The organism is Pseudomonas sp. 1928-m, assembly GCF_029269135.1.
Classification (GTDB): Bacteria; Pseudomonadota; Gammaproteobacteria; order Pseudomonadales; family Pseudomonadaceae; genus Aquipseudomonas.
In genome coordinates, this window is sequence record NZ_JARIXO010000005.1 from 167,450 (window position 1) to 193,435 (window position 25,986).

Annotated in this window: 22 protein-coding genes; 9 read left to right on the forward strand and 13 right to left on the reverse strand. The window is 61.0% G+C overall.

The genetic code is table 11. The annotated features are described in order from the left end of the window. Positions 1 to 73: 73 nt before the first annotated feature. From P3C18_RS16160 to ccoG, 4 genes are all read right to left on the reverse strand, one after another. Positions 74 to 1,153, reverse strand: coding sequence for a metal-dependent hydrolase (locus P3C18_RS16160; protein ID WP_275962865.1), 1,080 nt, complete (start codon positions 1,151 to 1,153; stop codon positions 74 to 76). A gap of 107 nt (positions 1,154 to 1,260) precedes the next feature. Next, entirely contained in the window at positions 1,261 to 2,898 is a 1,638-nt protein-coding gene (locus P3C18_RS16165; protein WP_275962866.1) for a methyl-accepting chemotaxis protein, read from the reverse strand. Positions 2,899 to 3,264: 366 nt separating this feature from the next. Continuing rightward, positions 3,265 to 4,674, reverse strand: coding sequence for a GntR family transcriptional regulator MpaR (gene mapR, locus P3C18_RS16170; RefSeq protein WP_275962985.1), 1,410 nt, complete (start codon positions 4,672 to 4,674; stop codon positions 3,265 to 3,267). Between the two features lie 64 nt (positions 4,675 to 4,738). Then, positions 4,739 to 6,154 (reverse strand): cytochrome c oxidase accessory protein CcoG, encoded by a 1,416-nt coding sequence (gene ccoG / locus P3C18_RS16175; RefSeq protein ID WP_275962867.1) that lies wholly within the window; start codon positions 6,152 to 6,154, stop codon positions 4,739 to 4,741. Positions 6,155 to 6,207: 53 nt separating this feature from the next. Between ccoG and P3C18_RS16180 the strand changes: the two genes are divergently transcribed. From P3C18_RS16180 to P3C18_RS16205, 6 genes are all read left to right on the forward strand, one after another. Then, positions 6,208 to 7,779, forward strand: a complete 1,572-nt coding sequence (locus P3C18_RS16180) for a caspase family protein (protein WP_275962868.1) — start codon at positions 6,208 to 6,210, stop codon at positions 7,777 to 7,779. A 209-nt stretch (positions 7,780 to 7,988) separates the two neighbouring features. Then, on the forward strand, positions 7,989 to 9,911 hold the full coding sequence (locus P3C18_RS16185) for a methyl-accepting chemotaxis protein (RefSeq protein ID WP_275962869.1): 1,923 nt from the start codon (positions 7,989 to 7,991) through the stop codon (positions 9,909 to 9,911). A gap of 115 nt (positions 9,912 to 10,026) precedes the next feature. After that, positions 10,027 to 10,440, forward strand: a complete 414-nt coding sequence (gene arfB / locus P3C18_RS16190) for an alternative ribosome rescue aminoacyl-tRNA hydrolase ArfB (protein ID WP_275962870.1) — start codon at positions 10,027 to 10,029, stop codon at positions 10,438 to 10,440. An 85-nt stretch (positions 10,441 to 10,525) separates the two neighbouring features. Then, on the forward strand, positions 10,526 to 11,410 hold the full coding sequence (locus P3C18_RS16195) for a LysR substrate-binding domain-containing protein (RefSeq protein ID WP_275962871.1): 885 nt from the start codon (positions 10,526 to 10,528) through the stop codon (positions 11,408 to 11,410). 163 nt (positions 11,411 to 11,573) lie between these two features. After that, on the forward strand, positions 11,574 to 11,993 hold the full coding sequence (locus tag P3C18_RS16200) for a YciI family protein (protein WP_275962872.1): 420 nt from the start codon (positions 11,574 to 11,576) through the stop codon (positions 11,991 to 11,993). A 30-nt stretch (positions 11,994 to 12,023) separates the two neighbouring features. After that, a complete protein-coding gene (locus tag P3C18_RS16205) occupies positions 12,024 to 12,443 on the forward strand; it encodes a VOC family protein (RefSeq protein ID WP_275962873.1) in 420 nt (139 codons plus the stop codon). Positions 12,444 to 12,641: 198 nt separating this feature from the next. Here P3C18_RS16205 and ggpS read toward each other — a convergent pair whose 3' ends face one another. The 5 genes from ggpS to phhA form a co-directional block, all read right to left on the reverse strand. Next, positions 12,642 to 14,909, reverse strand: coding sequence for a glucosylglycerol-phosphate synthase (gene ggpS, locus P3C18_RS16210; protein ID WP_275962874.1), 2,268 nt, complete (start codon positions 14,907 to 14,909; stop codon positions 12,642 to 12,644). A gap of 96 nt (positions 14,910 to 15,005) precedes the next feature. After that, the gene (locus P3C18_RS16215; protein ID WP_275962875.1) at positions 15,006 to 16,292 is read right to left on the reverse strand and encodes an MFS transporter; all 1,287 of its coding nucleotides are present in this window, start codon (positions 16,290 to 16,292) and stop codon (positions 15,006 to 15,008) included. A 286-nt stretch (positions 16,293 to 16,578) separates the two neighbouring features. Next, a complete protein-coding gene (locus tag P3C18_RS16220) occupies positions 16,579 to 17,772 on the reverse strand; it encodes an amino acid aminotransferase (protein ID WP_275962876.1) in 1,194 nt (397 codons plus the stop codon). Next, positions 17,769 to 18,125, reverse strand: a complete 357-nt coding sequence (locus tag P3C18_RS16225; protein ID WP_275962877.1) for a 4a-hydroxytetrahydrobiopterin dehydratase — start codon at positions 18,123 to 18,125, stop codon at positions 17,769 to 17,771. Before P3C18_RS16225 ends, P3C18_RS16220 begins: the two co-directional genes overlap by 4 nt. A gap of 159 nt (positions 18,126 to 18,284) precedes the next feature. Then, positions 18,285 to 19,064: a phenylalanine 4-monooxygenase gene (phhA, locus tag P3C18_RS16230; protein WP_275962878.1), complete on the reverse strand. Its 780-nt coding sequence runs from the start codon at positions 19,062 to 19,064 to the stop codon at positions 18,285 to 18,287. A 259-nt stretch (positions 19,065 to 19,323) separates the two neighbouring features. On the opposite strand from phhA, the gene P3C18_RS16235 reads away from it, so the two are divergent. Next, entirely contained in the window at positions 19,324 to 20,877 is a 1,554-nt protein-coding gene (locus tag P3C18_RS16235; protein ID WP_275962879.1) for a sigma-54-dependent transcriptional regulator, read from the forward strand. 72 nt (positions 20,878 to 20,949) lie between these two features. Here P3C18_RS16235 and P3C18_RS16240 read toward each other — a convergent pair whose 3' ends face one another. The 4 genes from P3C18_RS16240 to P3C18_RS16255 all read right to left on the reverse strand — a co-directional run bounded on the left by P3C18_RS16240 (position 20,950) and on the right by P3C18_RS16255 (position 23,574). Then, positions 20,950 to 21,612 (reverse strand): DUF799 domain-containing protein, encoded by a 663-nt coding sequence (locus tag P3C18_RS16240; RefSeq protein ID WP_275962880.1) that lies wholly within the window; start codon positions 21,610 to 21,612, stop codon positions 20,950 to 20,952. A 5-nt stretch (positions 21,613 to 21,617) separates the two neighbouring features. Further along, the gene (locus tag P3C18_RS16245) at positions 21,618 to 21,974 is read right to left on the reverse strand and encodes a DUF4810 domain-containing protein (protein WP_275962881.1); all 357 of its coding nucleotides are present in this window, start codon (positions 21,972 to 21,974) and stop codon (positions 21,618 to 21,620) included. Positions 21,975 to 21,991: 17 nt separating this feature from the next. After that, the gene (locus P3C18_RS16250) at positions 21,992 to 22,660 is read right to left on the reverse strand and encodes a CsgG/HfaB family protein (protein ID WP_275962882.1); all 669 of its coding nucleotides are present in this window, start codon (positions 22,658 to 22,660) and stop codon (positions 21,992 to 21,994) included. Between the two features lie 356 nt (positions 22,661 to 23,016). After that, a complete protein-coding gene (locus P3C18_RS16255; protein ID WP_275962883.1) occupies positions 23,017 to 23,574 on the reverse strand; it encodes a nucleoside deaminase in 558 nt (185 codons plus the stop codon). A gap of 186 nt (positions 23,575 to 23,760) precedes the next feature. Between P3C18_RS16255 and P3C18_RS16260 the strand changes: the two genes are divergently transcribed. Both P3C18_RS16260 and P3C18_RS16265 read left to right on the forward strand, forming a co-directional pair. Continuing rightward, positions 23,761 to 24,834, forward strand: coding sequence for a DUF2157 domain-containing protein (locus tag P3C18_RS16260; RefSeq protein ID WP_275962884.1), 1,074 nt, complete (start codon positions 23,761 to 23,763; stop codon positions 24,832 to 24,834). Next, positions 24,831 to 25,727 (forward strand): DUF4824 family protein, encoded by an 897-nt coding sequence (locus P3C18_RS16265; protein ID WP_275962885.1) that lies wholly within the window; start codon positions 24,831 to 24,833, stop codon positions 25,725 to 25,727. The genes P3C18_RS16260 and P3C18_RS16265 overlap by 4 nt, the downstream gene beginning before the upstream one ends. Positions 25,728 to 25,986: the final 259 nt, after the last annotated feature.

A 25,986-nucleotide genomic window follows, 5' to 3' on the forward strand; every position in this document is an offset into this window, starting at 1 on the left:
TATAGGTTGGAATTCAGCCTAGCCTATGCGCAGCATCTCTGTAGGGCCGGCCCCGGCGGGCCGGCAAGCGCTGCTATTGCGCGCTGTTGCTGGTTAGCGGCGTTTTACGCAGTTCATTAGCCCAGGCCAGCAGCGGTACTTGTACTTCGGGTTGCCAGATACGTGCCCACAGCAGTTGCAGGCGCGAGAAATCGCCGCGTTCAATCGGCAGGCGCTGGATGTTGTCATGCACGCGCCATTGGCCGTTTTCCAGGGTGGCGAAGTCAAAGCGGAAGGGGTGAAAGCCGGTCATGCCCAGGCGAATATCGGTGACCACCAGCTGCTCGCCCAACTGGTCATAGCGCAGCACGCCATCGGTAAACCAGGCCAGCCGCGCATGCGCTGGTGAGTCGGCCAGGGCTGCAGCCAGGTGCGTGCCACGCGGGATGCGCGCAAGCGTCGGCGGCGCATCATCAAACCAGCTGACCAGCGCCTCGTGGTAATCCTCACCATCGAGCACGATTACCCGCCACAGCAGGCTGTTGAACGGCGTGGTGGTGCTGAAGATTTGCTGCGCCTCGATGCCCTGGCGCGCCAGCTCGGCTTCCACGCGCTGCTCGGCCATGTATTTGCCGCCCAGGGTAAAGCCCAGGTACAGCGAGGAAACCAGCAAGGCCAGGGCCGGCGCCTTGGCCGCTCTGTTCTGCTGCCCATGGTCACGTAGGCCGTAGAGCAGCCCCAGCGCCACGGCGATGCACAGCGGCACGGTGTACAGCGGGTCGATGATAAAGATGCTCGACCAGGCGGTGGGAATTGGCGTCAGCGGCCAGAGCAGCTGGGTGCCGTAGCTGGTGAAACTATCGAGCAGCGGATGGGTAATCAGCACCAGCCACAGGGTGATAAATAGCCGCTGCGCTGAATAACCGGGGTTATGCCGGAAGCGTCGGGTTAGCCAGGTTAGTAACAGCGCCAACCCAGTGAGGACAAACAGCGAGTGGCTGAAACCACGGTGATAGGTCATATCGGCCACGGCGTCGCCGTAATCAATGATCACATCCAGATCCGGCAGCGTGCCGAGCATGGCGCCGTACAACAGCGCCTTGCGCCCCTGCCAGCGGCCGAGCAGTGCGCCCTGAATACTGGCACCAAGTACCGCCTGGGTTATCGAGTCCATGACTGATCTCTGAATTGAACAGGCGGCTAAATTAGCCGAACGCCTAGGTTTTGGCAGCGGCTAATTTTCGAGCAAAGGTTTCAGTGGGCATGCCTGGCAACAGCCTGCTAGAGCTTGAAGAAACTGACCTTATCCGTCAGGCGATTGGCCAGGGTCGCCAGTTCGCGGCTGGAGGAAGCCACTTGCGCGGAGCCGGCCGAGGTTTCCAGGGTGGCGCTGTGGATGCGGTTGATATTCTGGTTGACCTCTTCGGCCACCGAGCTTTGTTCTTCCGAGGCGCTGGCGATCTGTGCATTCATTTCGTTAATGGCAGTGACTTCGCTGCGGATCTTGTTCAGCGCCGTTTCGGCCTGGCTGGTTTGCTCGACTGTCTGCTGAGCCAGTTGACGGCTGTTGCGCATTACCTCGGCGGCTTTGCCGGCACCTTCCTGTAGTTTGGCAATCATGCCGCGAATTTCCCGTGTGGAGTCCTGGGTACGGGTGGCCAGCGAACGTACTTCGTCGGCCACCACGGCAAAGCCACGGCCGTGCTCGCCGGCCCGTGCGGCCTCAATGGCGGCGTTGAGGGCGAGCAGGTTGGTCTGCTCGGCAATCGAGGTAATCACCTCGATGATTTTCTCAATGCTCTCGCTGTCTGTGGACACCTGCTGCACGCTTTCGGCAGCGCTTTCCAAGGTGCGCGCCAGGTTCTGGATGGCGCTGGCGGTAGCGCTGACTACCTGATTGCCGGTGGCTACTTCGCTATCGGCATTACGGGTGGCGGAGGCCGCACTGGCGGCATAGTTGGCCACTTCATTGACGGTGGCGGCCATCTGATTGATGGCTGTGGCCATCTGCTCGGCTTCGCTGGATTGCAGACGGATTTGCTGATTGTTGCTGTCGGATGTGGTCAGCAGTTGGTCAGAGGCTAGGGTCAGCTCACTGGCGGCGCTGCGCACCTGGGTGATGGTGTCAGTCAGGTGCTTAACCATGTCCTGCAGGGCACCCATGACGCTGTCCGGGTAGCGGGTCTGGATACGCTGATTAAGTTCGCCATTGGCCAGGCGCTGAATAACCTCGGCGACTTTGTATGGCTCGGCGCCCAGCGTGGATTTCAACTTGTTGATGATGAGCAGTGATACGCCGATGCTCAGCAGCACGGCTGCAGCGGTTACCAGCAGAATCAGCAGGCGAAAGCCGCCAGCGGCTTCGCGCACCGCACCAATGTCCTGGCCGACACCTTGTTCCTCATGGTCGATAAAGGCATTGATGCGTTTGAGCCATTCGCTATAAGCAGGTGAGGCTTGTTCCAGCAACAGGCTTTTCGCCGCGTCCGTATCCTCCTGGCGACGCAGGTTGATCAGTTGTTCCGTCAAGATCAGTGTGCTGCGCTCAATGTTCTGAATATCGTCCAACAGGCGCCGTTCAGTGGCCGTTGGCGTTTCTCCGCGCAGCAGGCTGTCCATGGCCTGGGCCGACTCTTGATAGAAGTCTTTAAGACGTTGAATTTCGCCTAGCTGACGGTTCAGCGCCTCATCGTTATCCACCAGCACCGCGTCGCGTATAGCAATGGCGCGGTCATGCACGCTGCCACGGAAGTTGATGGCATAGCGCTGCTTAAGCGAAGCCCCTTCACTCACCGAGGTCAGGGTCTCGTCGATAAAGCCAACGCGCTGCACGCCGATAAGGGTAATCAGGATCATCAGCGACAGGATCAGCCCAAATCCAAGGCTCAGGCGTTGCGCAATGCTCAGTTGTGATTGCATGAAATCGACTCCTCTTGCCCCTTAGGGCGGCGACTGCTTACTGCGTTGAAGGGGAGGCTCAGCAGGTGATGAGTACTCTCTTGTGCAAACCTTATACATAATATTCAGTTTGTACAATTTTGTTTTAGGTTTTAGCCATAATGGCTGATGGCCGGTATCGGCGCTGCGCAGGAGTCCATGAAATGGCTGGAGTGCCCGTAAATAGGCGGTTGATTACGGTGTAGAAACGGTGAGGTCGGCCTGTTCAGCTGAGCGGAAGAGGATCGTCAGGCTTATACGAAAGTTGTACAGGTCGAGCGAGAGGGACTAAAGAGACCTTATGCAGAGCCATCAAGACAGCCGGTTGCTTTGCCTGCGTTGTACGCCTCAGAAGGAGGCAATAATCCGCCCCAGCACGGCCATCGCCTGTTCGCTCTGCGCATCCCAGGGGTGGCCGTAATTCAGCCGGGCGCAGTTGCCGAAGCGGCGGGTGGCGGAGAAGATCGGTCCCGGTGCCAGGCTGATGCCCTGGGCCAGGGCCAGTTGGAACAGGCGCAGCGCATCGACCTGCTCGGGGAACTCGAACCAGAGAAAATAACCACCGCTGGGGCGGGTGACCTTGGTACTGGTCGGAAAGTGCCGCGCCGCCGAGGCGAGCATTGATGCCTGTTGCACCTCCAGGGCATGGCGCAGTTTGCGCAGGTGGCGGTCGTAACCGCCGTGTTGCAGATAATCGGCCAGGGCAGCCTGAGCCGGTACGGAGGGCGAGATGGTGGTCATCAGTTTGAGCCGGCTGATCTGCTCGGCATAGCGCCCGCCCGCCACCCAGCCGACCCGATAACCCGGCGCCAGGCATTTGGAAAATGAGCCGCAGTGCATCACCAGGCCGTCGCGGTCGAAGCTCTTTACCGGTTTGGGCGGCTGGCTGCCGAAGTACAGCTCGGCGTACACGTCATCCTCGATCAACGGCACCTGATGACGCTGCAGCAGTTCATACAGCGCGCGCTTCTTGTCATCACTCATGCTCGCGCCCAGCGGGTTCTGCAGGCTGCTCATAAACCAGCAGGCCTTGATCGGCAGGTCATTCAGGCGCTCGGCCAGTACATCCAGGTCGATACCTTCACGCGGGTTGACCGGGATTTCTACCGCCTTGAGCTTGAGGCGTTCCAGCACCTGTAGCGTGGCGTAGAAGGCCGGGGCCTCGATGGCCACCAGGTCGCCCGGCTGCGTCACGMACTGCAGGCACAGATTGAGCGCCTCCATGGCGCCGCTGGTGATCACCAGTTCTTCCAGCGGCAGCATCACACCGCTGACCATATACCGCAGGGCAATCTGCCGGCGCAGGTTGGGATTGCCCTCGGTCATATCGGCGATCACCGCCTGCGGCTGCATATCGCGCAGGCTGTGCGCCATGGAGCGGGCCAGGCGCGCCAGGGGAAACAGCTGCGGGCTGGGGAAGGCCGAGCCGAAGGGCACGGTGCCGGGGTCTTTCAGTGAGGCGAGCACCGAGAACACCAGTTCGCTGACATCCACCTCGGTGGTCTGCGTCGGCTGCTGGCTGGTTTCCGGCTCGGCCAGGGAATGCCGCGCCAGCTCGCGGACGAAATAGCCGGAGCGGGCGCGGGCCTGGATCAGGCCACGGTCTTCCAGCAGGTAATAGGCCTGGAACACTGTGGAGGGGCTGACCCCATAGGTGCGGCTGGCGTGGCGCACCGAGGGCACCTTTTCGCCAGGGGCGAGCATGCCGCTGCGGATCAGTTCGGCAATCTGGTCGGCGAATTTCTCGTAGCGTTTCATCGGGTCCGTAGGGGCGGCCAGTAGATGACCCCACTCTACGGGGAGTTGCTTGGCCATGCGACTGTCAGCGCCCGCTTGGCGAGAGAAAAACGCTCTGCGTCTGCGCCTGCTCGCTGGCATCGGCCAGGTTGTGGATCGCGAAGTGCACGGGCAGGGTGCTGGACTCGGCCTGTTCGCTTTCCAGCACCACCGTCACCGGTACATCGAGAATTTCCCCGGGGTTTAGTTGCAGCTGTTGCGGTGCATCCAGGCGCAGGCCGGGGCTGTCGACCAGTGCCAAGCCATAGCGTTGCGGCTGCTGGGTCTTGTTGATCACCTTGAGCAGGTAGGTGTTCTCGATCTGCCCCAGCTGATTCTCGCGGAACATGCTGCGGTCCTTGGCCGAATCGATAGACAGCATCGAGCGCGCGCTCAAGGCCCAGACAAAGGCGGCGAGCATCAACAGCAGGGCAATCCCATAGCCGATCAGCCGTGGCCGCAGCCAGTGGGTTTTACCACCCTGTAGTTCACGCTCGGAGTGATAGCCGACCAGGCCGCGGGCGTAGCCCATCTTGTCCATGACCGAATCGCAGGCATCGATACAGGCGCCGCAGCTGATGCAGTCGATCTGCAGGCCATCGCGGATATCGATACCGGTGGGGCACACCTGTACGCACATAGTGCAGTCGATGCAATCGCCCAGGCCTTCGGCCTTGTGGTCGCTGTCTTTCTTGCGCGGGCCACGGCCTTCGCCGCGCTTGGCGTCGTAGGCCACCAGCAAGGTGTCGTCGTCGAACATCGCACTCTGGAAGCGCGAGTAGGGGCACATATGCACGCAGACTTTCTCGCGCAACCAGCCGGCGTTGAGGTAGGTGGCGGCCATAAAGAACAGCACCCACACCAGGGTGCCGCCGTCCAGTTGTAGGCGCAGCAGGTCGCTGGTGAGCGGGCGGATCGGCGTGAAGTAACCGATAAAAGTCAGCGCCGTAAGCAGGCTGACGCCCAGCCAGATCGCGTGCTTGGCGCTGCGCCGCGCCAGTTTGTTCAGCGACCAGGGTGCTGCATCCAGCTTGACCCGCTGATGGCGCTCGCCTTCGGTAACTTTCTCCGCCCACATGAAGACCCAGGTCCACACACTCTGCGGGCAGGTGTAGCCACACCACACCCGCCCAGCCACCACGGTGATGGTGAACAGGCCAAAGGCGGCAATGATCAGCAGCGCTGAGAGCAGGGTGAAGTCCTGCGGCCAGAAGGTCGCGCCGAAGATGTAATAGCGATGCTCTGCGAGGTTCCACAACACCGCCTGGCGCCCGTCCCAGTCCAGCCAGGCGGTGCCGAAAAAGATCAGAAACAGCAAGCCGGCGCCATACAGGCGCAGATTGCGAAAGCGGCCGCTAAAACTGCGGGTATGGATCGGCCCGCCGGCCTGGGAGGGCGTCAGGCGGATAGGCTGGCGCGGGTCGATGGTTTCGATGATCTGCGCGGGAATACGTTCGCTCATTACGGGCCTCGTCGGGCTTTATCAGGCGAGGCGAATGATGCGAGTGCAGCTGTTTGGATAACAGACTCAGGTTTTCCAATAAAAAGCGGATCAGATGGCGGCGCTGTGGCCGCAAGTTTTTTGATCTATGGTTTTGGAAGCCGTTGTGGGACCTGCCTGTCATGTGTTGGCCCACGCAGGTTCACTTGGCATCCAACCGCGCAATCGACGCTGCAGGCATTGATTGCGTGCGGAGCGAATCGATGAAAGCAGCTTGCGCCCACCGTCTGATGGCAATGCTCGTTACCGTCTTGTTTGTCTGCCTAGCGGCGCAGGGTGCAGCGCTTGCCCAGGCGCGTTCGGCGCTGGTTATCGGCAACAACGCTTATGCCTTTGCGCCGCTGCTCAACCCGACCAACGATGCTGCCGATGTGACCCGCACCCTGCGCGAGGCCGGATTTTCGGTCACCACGCTGATCGACGCCGACCGGCAAACCATGCTGGATGGCGTGGCGCAGTTTTCTGCCCAGCTCAAGTCTTCGGGCGGTGTCGGCCTGCTGTTCTTTGCCGGGCATGGGGTGCAAGTTGCGGGCGAGAATTATCTGCTGCCCATCGGCGATGGCATTGCCGATGCCTCCGAGCTGGCGGATAAGGCCGTCAGCGCCTCGGCGATGGTTCATTCCATGGCCATGTCGGGCAACGATCTCAACATCATCATTCTCGATGCCTGTCGCGACAACCCGCTCACTGAGGTTACGTCCGGCCTGTCGCGCATCGACTCCAGCGCCAGCCTGTTTGTCTCCTATTCCACCTCGCCCGGCGCCGTGGCGCTGGACGGTGAAGGACGCAATTCACCCTATGCCAAACACCTGACGCTGGCCCTGGCGACGCCTAACCTGAATCTCGAAGAGACATTCAAGAAAACCCTCAAGGGCGTTTATCAGGAAACCAGTGGCCAGCAGACGCCCTGGTTGTCTTCGTCATTCTTTGGCGATTTCGTGTTTCGCGGCGATAGCGGGGCTGAGGCCGGTTCTACCCCTAAACCGCATTCGAGCGGCGCTCAGGCCGTGGAAGAGGCGTCTGCGCGCACCTTGACTGGGCTGTACAAGGTATCCGGAACCAACCCGAACGGCAGCCGTTACACGGGTATGTTGGCACTGGCGCAACGTGGCGAGTTTTACGATTTCACCTGGTGGATCGGTCGTGATGTATTCAAGGGCAGGGGCGAACTGGCCGGTCGCATGCTGGTCGTGAACTGGAACGATGTGCTGCCGGTGGTCTATTCATTCGCGCCCGATGGCGTGCTCGACGGGGAATGGGCCGATGGCACAGCGACGGAGCGCCTCAGCCTGTATGCCGAGGCCAGCGGCGCAATGCCCAAACAGGGGCTGTATCGGGTCGAGGGGCACAACAGTGATGGTTCGCGCTATACCGGCCAGATGACGCTCGCGGGCGAAGGCAATGAATACCGCTTGAATTGGACCATTGGTGATACCAGCTATGACGGCAGCGGCAGATACAGCAGTGGGCTGATGATCGTCGATTGGGGCGGCGCAACCCCGCTGGCTTATGCCTTGGCAGCGGATGGCCGGTTGGTCGGGCTGTGGGATGGCGGCAGGGCAGCGGAAACCGCCACGCCGCAGTGAGTGTGTGAGTGATCACGGCTTTGCTCGTCCGCGCTGCTGCGTGGCGACCTCAAGTTCTTTTAGCTGTTGCTGTTTTCCCGCTAAAACGCCGCAGATATGTGCCGCAACCCCGCGTTAGAGCGTCAGCACAGGCCTTGTGCTGGCTTCAACAAAAACAATTCTCCAGCGAAACCTGAACTGCCTGTCAGAACGACAGTTGGAGAATTCTTATGAACACCTGGTTTGCCAACCTTAGCGTCACCCGCAAGCTGGCCCTCGGCTTCGGCCTGGTGCTGGCCCTGACTCTCGCCCTGGCCTGGGTCGCCTGGACCGGCCTGGGCAGCGTGATCCAGCGCAGCACCTGGATGAGCGATATCACCCAACTCAACACCACCCTGACCAATCTGCGCATTGCCCGCCTGCAGTTCATGCTGGCCAAGGGCGATGCCGCGAGCAGTGAGCGCGTGCTGAGCAACCTGGACATCTATTTGCAGCAGCAGAAGAAGCTGCTCGGCAGCTTTACCAATCCGGTCAACGTCAAGCTGCTGCAGGAGCAGGACCGCTATAACCAGGATTACCAGCGTTCGCTGAGCGGCATGCGCGCCGCCTATGCGGCGGCTGACGCGGCGCGGCGCCAGGTGGCCGGCGAGACCCAGCAGCTCGGCGAATTGCTGGGCGCCATGCAGCGCAGCGTTGAGTTGCTGCCGGAGTACGACGGCGGCCGTTTTGCCCAGTTGCAGGYACTGACCCGCACCCAAGGCGAGTTGCTGAGCCTGCGCTACCTGCTGGAGCGTTATGACAGCGCCCCTGATGCGCAAACCGAGCAGGCGTTGGTCGAGCGTATCGCGGCCGCCCGCGCCAGCCTCGGCCCGTTGGAGCAGGCCTTCGGTGCCGCCCAGCAGGATGCGGTACGCCGCATCGCGACGGCCTTGGGTCAGTACCAGGAGACGCTGCAGGCGTTCAAGCTGGCCACTGGCGACATTGCCCGCACCCGTCAGGAAATGACCGAGCAGCAGGGCGAAATCGTGCGTATCAGCGAAACCCTGTACCAGTTCCAGATGGACCGTCTGGCCGTTGAGAGCGCCCAGGCGCGTAGCCTGCAGATCGGCGCCACGTTGCTGGCGATGCTCTTCGGTATACTGGCCGCCTGGGTTATCACCCGGCAGATCACCCGTCCGTTGCAGGACACCCTGAGCGCGGTGCAGCGTATTGCCGAAGGCGACCTGACCGCCACTGTGCAGGTTGACCGTCGCGATGAGATGGGCCAGCTGCAGCAGGGTATTCAGCATATGGCCGCGACCCTGCGCGAGTTGATCGGCGGCATCCGCGATGGCGTGGCGCAGATCACCAGCGCTGCCGAGGAGCTGTCTGCGGTAACCGAGCAGACCAGTGCCGGCGCCAACAGCCAGAAAAGTGAGACCGACCAAGTAGCCACCGCCATGCATGAAATGTCGGCCACCGTGCAGGAAGTGGCGCGCAACGCCGAACAGGCTTCGCAGGCCGCCAACGAGGCGGATGGTCAGGCGCGCCTGGGCGACCAAGTAGTGGGCGAGGTGATTGCTCAGATTGAACGCCTGGCCGCCGAGGTCAGCCGCTCCAGCGAGGCGATGAACGGCTTGCAGCAAGAGAGCAACAAGATCGGCAGCGTGATGGACGTGATCAAAGCGGTGGCCGAGCAGACCAATCTGCTCGCCCTCAATGCCGCCATCGAGGCGGCGCGCGCAGGCGAAGCCGGGCGCGGTTTTGCCGTGGTTGCCGACGAGGTGCGTGGCCTGGCCCAGCGCACGCAGAAATCCACCGAGGAAATCGAAGCGCTGATCGCCGGCCTGCAGAACGGCACCAAACAGGTGGCAGCGGCGATGCGCAACAGCTGCAGCCTCACCGACAGCAGCGTCGAGCTGACGCGCAAGGCTGGCGACTCACTGGGCAACATCACCCATGCGGTGTCCAACATCCAGTCGATGAACCAGCAGATTGCCGCAGCCGCCGAGGAGCAGAGTGCGGTGGCAGAGGAAATCAGCCGCAGCATCCTCAGCGTGCGCGACGTGTCCGAACAGACTGCCACCGCCAGCGATGAAACCGCCGCCTCCAGCGCCGAGCTGGCGCGTTTGGGCAATCAGCTGCAAACGCTGGTCAGCCGCTTTCGCGTTTAACGCGCAAGCCCACAGGCCGTGGCAGCCCGCCACGGCCTGCGGGCTATGTGCCAATTCAGCAGTTGCGCAGCGTTCGCGTTATCCTGAGCGTCCTTTTCTGTGCTGAAGCCTGCCCATGCTGGTTATCTCCAACAGCGTTCACCTGCCTGACGATGACGTCGAGCTGACCGCCATCCGCGCCCAAGGCGCGGGCGGGCAGAACGTCAACAAGGTGTCCAGTGCGATCCATCTGCGCTTCGACATCCAGGCGTCCAGCTTGCCGCCGTTCTACAAGGAGCGCCTGCTGGCATTGCGCGACAGCCGTATTACCGCCGAAGGCGTGGTGGTTATCAAAGCCCAGCAGTACCGCACCCAGGAGCAGAATCGTGCCGACGCGCTGGAGCGCCTGGCTGAGCTGATTCGCAGCGCCGCTAAAACTGGAAAAGCGCGCCGCCCAACCAAGCCGACCCTGGGCTCGAAAAAGCGCCGTTTGGAAGGCAAGAGCATACGCGGCACGATCAAGGCAGGGCGTGGCAAGGTCGATTTCTAGCAACTGCTGTGTGGCAGTTTTGGGTGTCGATTATTCGTGAGGCAAGTAGGGTTTTCTGGGTGGCATATTTGACTACTATGCACAAATGAAAACGACCCTCGATGAACTGCTGGCCTTTGTCAGCGTGGTGGACAGCGGCTCGATCAGCGCCGCTGCTGAACAACTGACGCAGACCGCCTCGGGCGTCAGTCGCGCGCTTAGCCGGCTGGAAGAAAAGCTCGATGTCACCCTGTTGCGCCGCACCACGCGGCGCCTGGAGCTGACCGAGGAGGGCCAGGCCTTCCTGGTTCAGGCGCGCAAGATTCTCGATGCAGTGGAAAGCGCTGAAGAGCAGATGAAGGTGCGCCGGCAGAAACCAGCCGGGCGTTTGCGGGTAAATGCTGCGGCGCCTTTTATGCTGCATGCGGTGGTGCCGCTGGTGGCGGGGTTTCGTGCGCAGTACCCGGAGATTCAGCTGGAGTTGCACAGCAGCGATCAGATTATCGACCTGCTGGAGCAGCGTACCGATATCGCCATCCGCATTGGCCCGCTGCGCGATTCCACCCTGCATGCGCGGCCGCTGGGCAGCAATCGCCTGCGTATTCTTGCCAGCCCGGCCTATCTCAAGGCCCACGGCACGCCGAAAAGCGTCGATGAACTGAGYGGGCATAGCCTGCTCGGTTTTACCCAGCCCGACAGCCTTAACCAGTGGCCGCTGCGCCATGCATTGGGCGATACCTACAGCATCACCCCGAGCCTGAGCGCTTCCAGCGGCGAGACCTTGCGCCAACTGGCGTTGGCCGATGCGGGGATTGTCTGTCTGGCGGACTTTATGACCATCGCCGACCGCGCCAGCGGTGAGCTGGTGCAACTGCTGCTGCGCGACACCGTCGAGGTGCGCCAGCCGATCCACGCGGTGTACTACCGCAACACCGCGCTGGCGTCGCGCATCACCTGTTTTCTCGACTATTTGAGTGCACAGCTGGCTTAGCACTGTGCCGGCCATCGAAAAGATTTCTTGCGAGTCTGTCGATACCTGTAATTGCCGTTCGACTACCGTACAGAACCCAGCCTTGGGTTTGTGGTCTGCCATTGCGGGGTAAGGCAAAAACCTTTGTGGTGGACTGATCAATCAATTACGCGAGGACAGCGGCATGCGTTTTATGGTGATGGTCAAGGCAACTGCAGATTCCGAAGCCGGCATCATGCCCAGTGAGGAACTGATGGCGGCAATGGGACGTTTCAACGAAGAGCTGGTTGAAGCCGGGGTGATGCTCGCCGGTGAGGGCCTGCATCCAAGCAGCAAGGGCGTGCGGGTGAAGTTCTCTGGCAAGCAGCGCAGCGTCACTGATGGCCCTTTTATCGAAACCAAGGAGCTTGTCGCGGGCTTCTGGTTATGGGAGGTAGCGTCGCTGGCCGAGTGCATCGAATGGGTCAAACGCTGCCCGAATCCGATGCCGGGTGACTCCGAGATTGAGATTCGTCAAATTTACTGCGCCGAAGATTTCGGTGAAGCCTTTACCCCCGAGCTGCGCGAGCAGGAAGAACGCCTGCGCGCGCGACTTGAATCGTAACCCCCAAAAAACCGTACTAAGGAGAGTGCAATGAAGATCCATGCCTATTTGATTTTCGATGGTCAGTGCGAAGCGGCCTTTAACTATTACGCCGAATGCTTGGGCGGTCGCCTGGAGCTGATGCGTTTTGGCGAAAGCCCGGAAGCCGGCAATGTGCCGCAGCAGTATCACAACCAGGTGATGCACGTTTGTCTGACGGCAGGCGATCAGCTGTTGATGGCGTCTGACAACATGTCTGGCATGCCGTATGAGGGCATCAAGGGTTGTTCGATTTCCCTGCAGGTGGACAACGTGCCGGAAGCTGAGCGTCTGTACAAGGCGCTGTCGGCGGGTGGCACGGTGCAGATGGAGTTGCAGCAGACCTTCTGGGCCACGCGCTTTGCCATGTTCACCGACCGCTTCGGCGTGAGCTGGATGATCAACTGCGATATTGATGCGCAGATGGGCTAACAGACCGCTTTTGTAGGGTGGGTTAGTGGCGCAGAGAGGCTGACAGCTTTAACGGCGTGATGTGTGCGCCACGTAACCCACCAAGCGGTAGTTGGTTGGCTTATTTGGTGGGTTACGGCGCAACGGACTACGCATTAGCCCATAGCGTGCGGCCATGCGCCTAACCCACCCTACGATTTACCGCACCTCAGGCACCGCCTAACCAACCAGCCCGAGGGCACGGTCCAGTTGATCCTGCGGGTCGCTGACGGCCGAGAGGAATTCATCACCCCAGCGGCGGATATCGTTGTAGTTGACGATATCGAACAGCTCACGCAGGCGTGCCTGGGCCTCGGCCTTGGGCATGTTCAGCGCGACATAACAGGTTTGCGTCATATCCACCGGGTCATGCGGATTGGTCAGCAGCGCGCCCTTGAGTTCTGCGGCGGCGCCTGCAAACTCCGATAGCACCAGCACGCCACGCCCATCCAGCAAGCCCTGAGCGGCGACGAATTCCTTGGCCACCAGGTTGAGGCCGTCGCGCAGTGGGGTAATCCACATTACGTCGGCCATGGCGTACCAGGCGCTGACTTCTTCGAACGGCAGGCTGCGGAAGAAGAACTGCAGCGGCGTCCAGCCAATGCGGGCAAAGCGGCCGTTGATACGGCCTACGGCTTGCTCGATCTGCCCTTGCAGCTCGTCATAAATGGTCATTTCCTTGGCCGCCGGCACGCACACGGTGACCAGGGTGACTTTGCCCAGCAGCTCGGGGTTTTCTTCCAGCAGGCGCTCATAGGCGTTGAGCTTTTCCAGAATGCCTTTGGTGTAGTCGAGGCGTTCCACCGAGAGAATCAGTTTGACCCCGGCAAGTTCACTGCGCAGGCGTTCCATCATGTCCCTGATCTTCGGTGCGGCCAGGGCGCTGCGTACCCGCTCGATATCCAGGCCCACCGGGTGCGCGCCGAGTTTGACCACGCGGTTGCCGGTGTCCACGGCGGTGGTCATGCGCTCCAGGCCCACGGCACAGCCATAGGTGATAAAGCGCGGTGCGCAATTTTGTCGGCTGATGGTTTGCAGGGGCATTACGCCGCGTGCGGCATCGACAAAGTTTTCCACCTGGCGCGGGATATGAAAACCGATGTAGTCGCACTGCAGCAGGCTGCCGATGATCTGCCGGCGCCAGGGCAGCACGTTGAACACGTCCGCCGAGGGGAAGTAGGTGTGGTGGAAGAAGGCGATGCGCAGGTCCGGACGCAGTTCGCGCAGGTAGCCGGGCACCATCCACAGGTTGTAATCGTGCAGCCACACCGTGGCGCCTTCGGCGGCCTCCAGGGCGGTGCGTTCGGCAAAGGCGCGGTTGACCTTGAGGAATACCTGCCAGTCGTCCTCACGGAACTGCGCCCGCTCCCAGAAGGTGTGCAGGGTCGGCCAGAAGGCTTCCTTGGAGAAGCGTTTGTAGAAGATATCGACTTCTTCCTTGCTCAGCGCTACCCGCGCGGCTGTGAGCTTGGGATAGCGTTCGGCATCCACCGTGGTGTGGCTGTCGAAGGTTTCCCCGCTGTTTTCGTCATGCTCTGCCCAGGCCACCCAGGAGCCGGCGCGACCATCGCCGAAGAAGCTCAGCAGGGTCGGGATAATGCCGTTGGGTGAAGTCGGGCGGCGGCGTTGCAGCTTGCCATCGGCACCGCGGAATTCTTCATAGGGCAGGCGGTGATAGACCATCACCAGATCGGCCTTGCCCGGGTCGGCGACTTGTTTGCCTTCGGCGGCGATGCCCTGTTTGCCGAGAAAGCCAAAGTGCACAAAGGCTTCAAGAATGCCGCCGCACCCGGCGCGCTCGGCGTGGAATACCCGCGAGTACTGCCGTGTTGCCTGCAACAGGCCCGGCTCGGATGCGCCGACGCAGACGCCCTTGAACTGACCGCTCAGCATGGAAAGGTCGTTGAGTGTGTCGCCAGCGGTAAGAACCTGATCGTTGTCCAGTTCCAGCCAGTCGATCAGCGCCTGCAGGCTGCTGCCCTTGTTGACGCCCTTGGGCAGAAAATCCAGGTAGCGCTCGGCCGAGTAGAGCAGGTCGCAGCCCAGGCTTTCGGCTATTTCCAGTAGCGCCGGGTTGGCCGCTTGTTCCGGGCTGCAGAAGTAGGAACAGCGGCGCACCTGCGGTACGTCCTGGCGCTCTAGGGCAAAGCGCTCGATGGCGCTGGCAACCTGGCTGTCGCCGGGCCAGAGCGCGTCTACCGCGCTTTGCAGCGGCTGAATCGGCTGCAAGGTGTCGCCATGCACCAAGCTGGCGCCAACGTCGGAGATGATGAAATCCGGTTGCGGCAGGGTCGGGTCGGCCAGCAGTGGCAGCACCGACTCCAGGCTGCGGCCGGTGACATAGGCCAGGCGGATTTCCGGGTGGGCGGCGATGGTTTGATAGAGGCTTAAGCGATCCTTGGGATCGCCGCCGAGAAAGGTTCCATCGAGATCGGTGGCAAGTAACATGCGCTGTCTTCCTGTCCAGTTAAGTGGGTGCAGTGACGCGCCGACAAAGGCCGACGAGCTATGGACGATTGCGCCACGGGGCGTTCGTCTCTGGGTTTACCCAGGCGTCTGCGGCGCCGGGATGGGCGGGTCCTCATGTGAGTCAGTGGAGTCTGGGTCGTCTGTGGGCGGTGCATCGGGCATCAGTTCAAGCACCGTATGGCTGGTCCGCAGCATGGGCATAAAGTGCCCGGCGGGTTCGCTGACCAGGTCGCTGACATGGCGCAGGCGGTACAGCGTGTAAGCCGCGAGCAGGCCGAGCGTGGCGGCGAAATACAGCGGCAGCGCCTGAGCGCCCAGGTGCTGCATCAGCAGGCCAGCGAGCAGCGGGCCGCACACCGAGCCGATGCCATTGACCATCAACAGGCTGCTGGAACCGGCGAGGATTTCATCGCTGTGCAGTTGGTCAATCAGCTGCGCCACGGCAATCGGGTAGATGGCAAAGGCCAAACCGCCCCAGATAAATATCAGCCCGAGCAGCAGGCGACCGGCCGGTAGCAGGCTCATCAGCAGGGCGACCACTACGGCCAGCGCCACCACCCAGAACAGCACCAGACGGCGGTCGTGTTTATCCGAGTAGATGCCAATCGGCCATTGCAGCAAGGCGCCGCCGAGAATCGTGCTGCTCATCAGCAAACCCACGCCGGTGGCATCGAAGCCGTTCAGGCTGGCGTATACCGGCGCCATGCCCCAGAACGCGCCGAGGGCCAGGCCGGATAAGCCAGCGGCGGCCAGCGCCAGCGGGGCGATACCAGCGATCTGCCGCAGGTTGGTGTGCAGGGTATCCGGCACGCTGGGTTGGATCTGCCGGGTGAGGGTAATGGGCATCAAGGCCGCGCTGATCAGCATGGCGGCCAGCACGAACAGCACGAAGTCGCTCGGCGAGGCCAGATTGAGCAGCTGCTGCGCAGCGGCCAGTGCGCCGAGGTTGACCGCCATGTATACGGCAAACACCTGGCCACGTTTGTCGTTGGGCACCTGCGCGTTAAGCCAGCTCTCGATCACCATATACAGGCTGACCAGCGCCAGGCCGTAAAGCACGCGCAGGCCCAGCCAGGCCCAGGGGTCGACGATCAGCACATGCAGCAGGGCGGTGATGGCGGCGAGGGCGGCGCAAAAGGCAAACGCACGGATATGCCCAACGCGGCGGACCAGCGGAATCGCTAGCCAGGTGCCAAGGAGAAAACCGACAAAGTACCCGGACATAATCAGGCCGAGCATCGAGGTGGAGTAGCCTTCGGCGACGCCACGCAAGGTCAGTAGGGTGTTGAGCAGACCATTGCCGAGGAGGAGTAAAGCAACCCCACCGAGCAACGAGCTGATAGGGGCAATCAGGGACCACATGGCGACCTACCCTAGGGAACTATGCCGCTGAGTGCAAGCATGAAGGGTGCCAGTGCTTAGCCAGGTAACGAATTAAGCTGTTGTTTTTTAAAGGTTAATTTTATAGATAAACGGTCGGTGGATATTTCCGGCCGCTCTTTATGCGCGTGCCGTGGGCGCCGATAAACCCTGTTGCACCACCATGACTCTCGCTTTGGGGCAGCCCCTGTCGCGGCTAAAGCCCCTCCCACAGGATCAGCGACCACTTGTGGCAGGGGCTTTAGCCGCGATGCTTTTCGCAGTTCGCTCAGCCACAGACCCGGGCAATCGCGCTGGCCAACTGATCCAGACGCTCGGCGTCCAGCCCGGCCATATTCGCCCGGCCTGAGCCGACCATGTAGACGCTGAATTCATCGCGCAGGCGTTGCACCTGGGTTGGGCTCAGGCCGGTGTAGGAGAACATGCCGCGCTGTAGCGCGATATGCGCAAAGCGCTCATTCAGGCCATAAGGCTGCAAGGCTTCAACTAGGCCGGCGCGCAGGCTGGCGACACGCTGGCGCATGGCTTCCAGCTCGCTGACCCAGAGGTTGTTCAGCTCGGTGTCAGCCAGGACAGTGGCGACCACTGCTGCGCCGTGAGCCGGCGGGGTGGACCACAGATTGCGCGCGATAAAAGCCAGCTGACTGCGCACATCCTGCAGCTTGGTTGCAGTCTCGGCGCAGACGATCAGCGCGCCAGTGCGTTCGCGGTACAGACCGAAATTCTTCGAGCAGGAACTGGTGATCAACAGCTCGGGCAGCTCGGCGGCAAACAGGCGCACAGCAAAGGCGTCCTGCTCCAGGCCGTCGCCAAAGCCCTGGTAGGCGAAGTCGATCAGTGGCAGCAGCTCGCGGGCTTTTACCACCTCCAGCACGCGCTTCCAGTCACGCGGAGTGAGGTCGAAGCCGGTGGGGTTGTGGCAGCAGGCGTGCAACAGCACCACATCGCCTTTGGGCACGTGGGCGAGGGCGGCGATCATCGCCTCGACATTCAGCTGGTTGTCCGCGCCGACATAGGGGTAATGCCCAACGCGCAGGCCTGCGGCAGCAAAGATGCTCTCGTGGATCGGCCAGGTCGGGTCACTCAGCCAGATACCACGGCCCGGCAGGCAGTGGGCGATAAAGTCCGCGCACAGGCGCAGCGCCCCGGTGCCGCCAGGGGTCTGGGTGGTGCCAGCGCGTTCGGCTAGCAGCGGGCTTTCGGCGCCCAGTACCAGCTGACTGAGCAGGCTGCCAAACAGTGGGTCGCCATGACCGCCGATATAGCTTTTGCTGGTTTCGCTTTCCACCAGCCGCTGTTCGGCGAGCTTTACCGCGCGGGGAATCGGCGTCAGGCCCTGGGCGTCCTTGTACACGCCCACGCCGAGGTCGAGCTTGGCCGGGTTACGGTCAGCGCGGTAGGCGTCCATCAGGCCGAGAATCGGATCGCCCGGCACTCGCACAATGCTGTGGAAATGGCTCACTTGCGGCCCTCGGCACCTGCAGCCAACACATCGGTGCGTGCGGCCATGATGAAGTCGTTACGGTGCAGGCCGCGCATCTCGTGGCTCCACCAGGTCACGGTGACCTTGCCCCATTCGGTGAGCAGCGCCGGGTGGTGGCCGACTTCCTCGGCGATGGCGCCGACCGCGTTGGTAAAGGCCAGGGCGTGGCGGAAGTTCTTGAACAGGTAAACCCGTTCCAGCTCCATATGGTCGCCGCGTACTTCGATATTCCAGTCCGGGATCTCGCGGATCAGTTCGGCTAGCTCCTCATCGCTGACTTTCGGCGCATCGGCGCGGCAGGCTTCGCATTGGGCTTGGGCAAGGGTAGTCATGTCAGGTCCTTTCGCGTGTGTCGTCAGAGCATAGATGGTTAGGTTGATCGCTAATTCGTTCCCTCTCCCGCGTGCGGGAGAGGGTTAGGGAGAGGGTGCTGTCAGGTTCGACCCTCTCCCCCAGCCCCTCTCCCATAAATGGGAGAGGGGAGCCAAAGCCTAGGCGGCTTTCGGCGGAAACTTCGGCGCATGCAGGCCCAGGCGCATGGCCTGCTGGACCATGGCCATGATGTCTTCATGGGCCAGTTCGAACAGGCGCTTAAGCTCCGGTAGAACAAAGTACAGCGGCTGCAGGATGTCGATGCGATACGGCGTGCGCATCGCCTCGATGGGGTCGAAAGCCAGACGCTGCGGCGCATCGGACAGGCAGTAGAGGGTTTCTTTCGGCGAGGAGAGGATGCCGCCGCCGTAGATGCGTTGGCCCTGGCTGGTGTCGACCAGGCCGAACTCGATGGTCAGCCAGTACAGCCGCGCCAGGTACACGCGCTCTTCCTTGCTGGCGGCCAGGCCGAGTTTGCCGTAGGTGTGGGTAAATTCGGCGAACCAGGGGTTGGTCAGCAATGGGCAGTGGCCAAAGATCTCGTGAAAGATGTCCGGCTCCTGCAGGTAGTCCAGCTCCTCAGGCGTGCGGATAAAAGTCGCGACCGGGAATTGCTTGCTGGCCAGCAGCTCGAAGAAGGTCTGAAAGGGAATCAGCGCCGGCACCCGCGCCACGCGCCAGCCAGTGGTGGCTTGCAGCACCTGGTTGATCTCGCCGAGCTGCGGAATACGCTCATGGGGCAGGCCGAGCTGCTCAATCCCGTCCAGGTATTCCTGGCAGGCACGCCCTTCAATCACCTTGAGTTGGCGGGTGATCAGGGTATTCCACACCTGATGCTCGGCCTCCGGGTAATGGATAAAGCCGCTGTCATCCGGTTCGCGCGCCACGTATTGGGTCATGCTGCTGCCTCCTGCTGGGGCTTTGTTGTTGTGTTTGAACCAGAAATACTCCAGTGAGTGCGCTTGCGCAGCCCTAGGCAGGGCTTGAGGTTGGCGAGAGATACGGATAATTCGTAAAGAATTGGTTACGTGAGCGGCAGTACGGCGAACTATCGTCTTGCTGCTGCGCTGATCTGTCACATATTCTTGACGAATAATCCGCTGCCTTCATCGATTGTTCACCGTTGGCGGCCATAACAAGACCCACAAGAGCCCTGCCATGCGTATCAAAGTCCACTGCCAGAACCGAATTGGCATCCTGCGCGACATCCTCAACCTGCTGGTCGAATACGGCATCAACGTCGCCCGTGGTGAGGTCGGTGGCGAGCAGGGCAATGCCATCTACCTGCACTGCCCGAACCTGATCAACCTGCAGTTCCAGTCACTACGCCCCAAGTTCGAAGCGATTTCCGGGGTGTTCGGTGTCAAGCGCGTGGGGCTGATGCCCAGCGAACGCCGGCATCTGGAGCTGAATGCGCTGCTCGGTGCGCTGGATTTTCCGGTGCTGTCGATTGATATGGGCGGCTCCATTGTCGCCGCCAACCGCAGCGCGGCGCAGCTGCTCGGTGTGCGGGTGGACGAGGTGCCGGGCATTCCGTTGTCGCGCTACGCCGAGGATTTCGACCTGCCGGAATTGGTACGCGCCAACAAGTCGCGGATCAATGGCCTGCGGGTCAAGGTCAAGGGCGATGTGTTTCTCGCCGATATCGCGCCGCTGCAAACCGAGCATGAAGAGAGTGATGCCATGGCCGGCGCGGTGTTGACCCTGCACCGGGCGGATCGCGTAGGCGAGCGCATCTACAACGTGCGCAAGCAGGAGCTGCGTGGCTTCGATTCGATCTTCCAGAGCTCCAAGGTGATGGCCGCCGTGGTACGCGAAGCGCGGCGTATGGCCCCGTTGGATGCGCCGCTGCTGATCGAGGGAGAAACCGGCACCGGCAAGGAGCTGTTGGCCCGCGCCTGCCACCTGGCCAGCCCGCGCGGGCAGTCGCCCTTTATGGCGCTGAACTGCGCCGGCTTGCCGGAATCCATGGCCGAAACCGAGCTGTTCGGTTACGGCCCCGGGGCCTTCGAAGGCGCACGCCCGGAAGGCAAACTCGGCCTGCTCGAACTGACCGCTGGCGGCACGCTGTTTCTTGATGGCGTCGGCGAGATGAGCCCGCGCCTGCAGGCCAAGCTGCTGCGCTTTTTGCAGGATGGCTGCTTCCGCCGGGTCGGCAGCGACGAGGAGGTGTATCTGGATGTACGGGTGATCTGCGCCACCCAGGTCGATCTGTCCGAGCTGTGCGCCAAGGGCGAGTTTCGCCAGGACCTTTATCACCGCCTCAACGTGCTCAGCCTGCATATCCCGCCGCTGCGCGAATGCCTGGATGGCCTGCCGCCGCTGGTGGAGCACTTTCTCGACCAGGCCAGCCGGCAGATCGGCTGCCCGCTGCCCAAGCTGGCCCCGCAGGTGTTGGACAAGCTCAGCCATTACCACTGGCCGGGTAACGTGCGTCAGCTGGAAAACGTACTGTTTCAGGCCGTTTCACTGTGCGACGGCGGCGTGGTCAAAGGTGAACATATCCGCCTGCCGGACTACGGCGCGCCGCAGCCGTTGGGTGAGTTCTCGGTGGAAGGCGGCCTGGACGATATCCTCGGCCGCTTTGAAAAAGCCGTGCTGGAGCGCCTATTCCACGACCACCCCAGCAGCCGTCAGTTAGGTAAGCGTCTTGGCGTGTCGCACACCACGATTGCCAACAAGCTGCGTCAGCATGGGTTGGGGAAGGAGTAGCGCAGCCAGACGCTGCGCTTGACGATAGCAAGCCCCTCCAGCGCTGCCGGCGGGGCTTGCTATGTTGTCGTTCTAGCGAGGAGTCGTCGGCCGCGCTCTTGGTCCAGGTAGAATGCCACTTACCGGATTGCTCGAGAGCAGACGGTTACTGGCGATACCGGCGATTTCATGGCCGCGATCACTCAGGGTATTCACAACCTGGTTGACCAGTGCGGTGATCAGAATACCGGCCAGCCCGCCGCCACTGTTCTGCTGCTGCTCTGCGGTGCTGGCTCGGGCGACGCCCTTCCACAGTTCTTTGCCGCTGCGCAGATCGACCAGCGTTGCTGTGGCCGCGACCGCAACCTCGCTGCTGATGATCATATAGCTGCTGCCGTATTCGGTGACGTCGATATACAGCACGGTATCCGCAGCAAAAATCTCGTGAAGTTTCTGTGGCGAGACTTCGCGGATTTCGTCGGCATTCATCAGGCCGTTCTGTTTGAAGGTTTCATCGACCACTGCAACAGGCAACACATAGTAGCCAGCCTCACTCAGCGGCAGGGTTATATGCGAGTAAACGCTGTAAGACGCTTTGACATCAGGCGACTTATTGACTGGTGGCAGAACCAGGATAGAAGCCGGGCTGCTCTCTTTAAAGGCGCTGTAATCGTATGGCTGTTTGGTGACACAACCAGCCAATAGCGCGGCAAAAGCCAGCGCGGCGAGCGCTTTAAGTGGGGTTAGAAAGGGCATGCTGATCACTTGGCAAATTTGCGCATAAGGAAGTCCATGTACTGAGCGGACTCGGGGAACAGGGTTTTCTCGGTCTCGAATTGCTGACGCACCTGATCGGCTTTGCCGATTTCCGCATACAGCATGCCGAGATGAGCGTGAAAGCCAGGCGGCAGCGCACGGTCCGCAGCGCGGGCCTTCTGTAGGCTTTCTTCAAGGGCGGCAATCTGCTCTTCAGCGCTGCTGGTGCTCTCGAAACGCTGGTAAACCTGTTGCTGATAGCCATCCCAGTAATAGAGCGGCTGCGGCTGAGTCACGCAGCCACCCAGAGTGGCTGCAGCCATCAAGGCGGCTAGAAAAAGAGCAGGGCGAGTGAGGTTCATGGGCGATTTCTCCGGGCTCACTTGGCTGGGCGCCAAGCGCCGCTGTCGACACCATTGACCAGGTTATTCACGGCCTCACGAATCGCCAGATCCAGTACTTTGCCGTTAAGTGTCGAGTCATAGCTGGCAGTGCCGCCGAAACCGACGATCTCCCGGTTGGACAGGCTGTACTCGCCCGCGCCCTGGGCGGAATAGACCACTTCGGAAGTCAGCACATCGACGATATTCAGGTTGACCTTGGCGTAGGCAATCTGCTGTTTGCCGCGCCCAAGAATGCCAAACAGCTGGTGGTCGCCTACTTCCTTGCGACCAAATTCGGTTACATCGCCGGTGACGACAAAGTTTGCCCCCCGCACTTGCTGAGCCTGTTTGGAAAAGCCCGATTCCTGTTGCAGCTCGGCCAGGTTGTCACGGTCGAGCACGTTGAAGCGGTTGGACTGCTGCAAATGGGTGATCAGAATGGTTTTGGCCTGCCCGCCGAGGCGGTCGACATTGTCACTGAAGATGCCGCGCATATAACTGGAGCGATTATCAAACTTGCCTACGGCAATCGGGCTGCGTGGGCCGCTGTAGTGGCTGCTGGCAGTGGTGACTTTTGCAACTTCCAGGGTGCGCGACTGCTCAGTGGCGCAGCCGCTAAGCAGTGCAAGCAAGCCTGCGAGGCTGGCAGTGATGATTTTGTTCATACGAATCTCATTGGATTAATAGACAGGGGAAAGCAAGACCGGGTCGGAGCCGTCAGGGTTTTCGCAAGGTGCTAACGCTGGGGGCGCGTGCTGCCGCATGTGCTGAGCGCGAATGACGGCATAAGTCTATCCATGACGGTAAGTCCAGAAGGTGGGGAGGGTGCGTCCTGCGGCGGCGATTCTAATCGGCATCAGAGCGCTTTGCCAGAAATGCTGGCTATTTGATGTTAAGCATGTCGTGACGGTGTGATCGCTTCGATATTCAGCCGGTATATCCGCACCTGGAGCACCAGATTGCAGAGGCAGGAGCACGCGTACGGAGTCTTGCGGGTGTTAATGGCAAGCCTACGGGCTGCCTAGGTTTTTGGCGCACCACGCCAGGCTGCGACGACACGCTCGCGCAATGCCTGTCGATTCTGCAGTTGGTTGATCGCCTGTTCAGCCAGGTTGATCCAGTAGTGGTCCACATCGGCTTGGTACACCGAGGTGTGTGCGGCCAGGTCGGCCCAGGCTGCGGGCAGGTGTTTGCCGTTAAAGCCGCCGGGTTTGTCCTGGGCCAGGTAACGCACGCGAGTGATGCCTGCCAGCAGGATACGGCCGTAACACATCAGGCAAGGTTGCAGGCTGACGTACAGGGTGAGGGCACTACGGTCCTGCTCGGAGTACTCAGTTTCCAGTTGGTCGAGGAGCAGCATTTCGGCGTGAGCGGCGCTGTTGTAGTGTCCATCGATAAATACCTGATTGCGCGCGCTGCACAGCAGCTCCTGGTTCTGGTTAACCAGCACGGCCCCTACGCCATAACAGCCTTGCTCCACCGCCAGCAGCGCCTGTTCACAGCAAAGCCTGGCCCAGGTGTCGGCTGGTTTTTGGCTGGGAGGGGCGTGTTGCAGCAGATCAGCGTGTGCGCTTTTCATCGGGTTTCCGTGAGCTAAATGCTCAGGGCAGTTTAGTCGTGGACATGCTGTTTGTAGGAGGGGCTTTAGTCGCGAGCGCTGTTTGCCTTTGTGAACCCTCTACTCGGTCAGCCCACGGCCGAAACTTTAGCGCTAGAGTGTGCTCAATCAGCCACCTGACCCGATGGACCCGCAGCAAGGATTGCCATGCCGAATATAAACCGCAGTGATGCCCAGCAACGTGCCGATGACATTGGCGTTTTCAACCGTGAATTGGCGCGCCTTGAGGCAGAGCAGGTGTTGAATCTGAGTGACAGCCAGCGCGCCAGCCTGCACGGCTACCAGCAGCAATTGCTCAACAGTTACCTGGCGGCTTTCGATATCGATCACGACATCCAAGCCCGGCAGTTGTCGCTGGGCATGCGCATTGCCTCGTTTCTCGGTGCGTTGGCATTGGCGGCCAGTGTGTTTTTTCTGTTTTATCAGTTCTGGGGGCTGTTCGGCACTCAGAGTCAGGTGGCGATTCTGCTGACGGCGAGCATCGCGTCATTCGGCCTGACGCTATGGGTGCAGCGCCTCGATAGTTCGGGTTATTTCAGCAAGTTGGCGGCGCTGGTGGCCTTTACCTGCTTTGTGCTGAACATCGTCATGCTCGGGCAGATCTTCAATATCACTCCCTCAAACAATGCTTTGCTGCCCTGGGCGCTCTATGCGCTGCTGCTGGCTTATGCCTGCGGTGCGCGCCTGCTGCTGGCGGCCGGGCTTAGCTGTCTGCTGGCTTTTGTCGCGGCGCGGATTGGCAGTTGGGATGGTATTTACTGGCTGGGGTTTGCTCAGCGGCCGGAGAATTTCATCCTGCCGGCGTTGCTGATCTTCGTGCTGCCGCTGCTGATTGATCAGCGCCGTTTTGATGGCTTTGCCGTGATCTACCGGTTTTTTGGTCTACTTGGCGTGTTAATACCGGTACTGGTGCTGGCGCATTGGGGCGCAGGCAGTTACTTCGATTACCCGCCCGAGTACATCGAGAATGCCTACCATATCGGCGGTTTTATCCTCGCGGCCCTGGTGATCTGGCTGGGTGTGCGCCGCGAATGGGCGGATGTGGTGAACACCGGGCTGAGTTTTTTTGTGATCTTCCTCTACACCAAGTTGTTCGACTGGTGGTGGGAGAGCATGCCCAAATACCTGTTCTTCCTGGTGTTGGGCTTGAGTGCGGTGCTGATTCTGCTGGTGCTGCGCCGTTTGCGTAGCCGCCATGGCTTGTTGGGAGGTGGGCAATGAACGGCATTCGCCCGCGTTACCTGATCACCGGTCTGGCGCTGATTGGCTTGGTCAATGCCATCGTCCTGGCGGGTGTGGCCTGGAATCGTCAGCAGCCTGAGGAAAGCCGCCTGCAATTGTCTGAACGCGAGCTGGCCGCTACCTACGCCTATTGGCGCAAGGACAACAGCAGCCTGGCGCTGCGCCTGGATTACCGTTGGCCGAGTCAGGCGGATGACGACCATTACTACCTCTCGATCAGTGCCGAGAAGATGGCCGAGCTGGGCTTCCATGTACCCACAGAATTGAACGAGCAGACAGTGCGGCGCTACCGTCGTCAGCTGGACCGTGATGCGCTGCTGGTGTTGGAACTCGATGGCCCGGCTTATCAGCGTGAAGTCGCGCTGCTGATTGCCGCCCATGCCGAGGCGCTGCGTTTGCAGAAGTCGGTGCCGGACAGCAAAGAGCTGCGTGAGGCGGCTCAGCATGCCGCGAATGCCCTGGATTACGAGCAACGACGCGCCAGCCGCCTGCTGGTGGTCGATGTTGGGCTGGATCAGCAGGCGTTGCGCGCGCGTTATCCGGACCGTGCGCGCTACGCCATTGTGCGCAGCATCATCGAAGTGCAGGCCAGTAGCGTTGCAAGCAAATGGACGGGTGAGGGTGATGATCCGCGCCCGGACAACCAACGCTGGACCTGGCAACTCGGTGGCTCGGCCGATACTCCAGGAATACAGAGCCTCAACCTGCCACAGCGCTGGCATGCAACGTTCGACAGCCTGCCACAGCAGGGCGAGCAGCCCGGTGCTGACTACCCGAGTTATCAAAAGCTGTTTAGCGCAGAAGTTGCCTTTGGCCGGCGGCTGGAGCCCTGGTTTGTTGATTTGAGCGCCAGGCAGGTGAGCGCGCCGTAGCCTACGACCAAGGTGCAATAGCCCAGCGCAGCGTGCTGGGCGAAAGTGGCGGCGTTCCAATCCTGCGTGGTTTGGATGCAAGCGTTTCTCCATTCCTCTCCCTGGAATGATTTGGGTAGGCGGTCAGATGACCGCCTTATTTTTGTTCGCGATTTCCCTCTGCAACCATGGTCGTAGAGCGTTAAGACCATGGTCGAATGGCTCAAAGGTGGGGTCCTGGCTACAAAATGGCCCATAGAACAACAACTACCCACCGAGG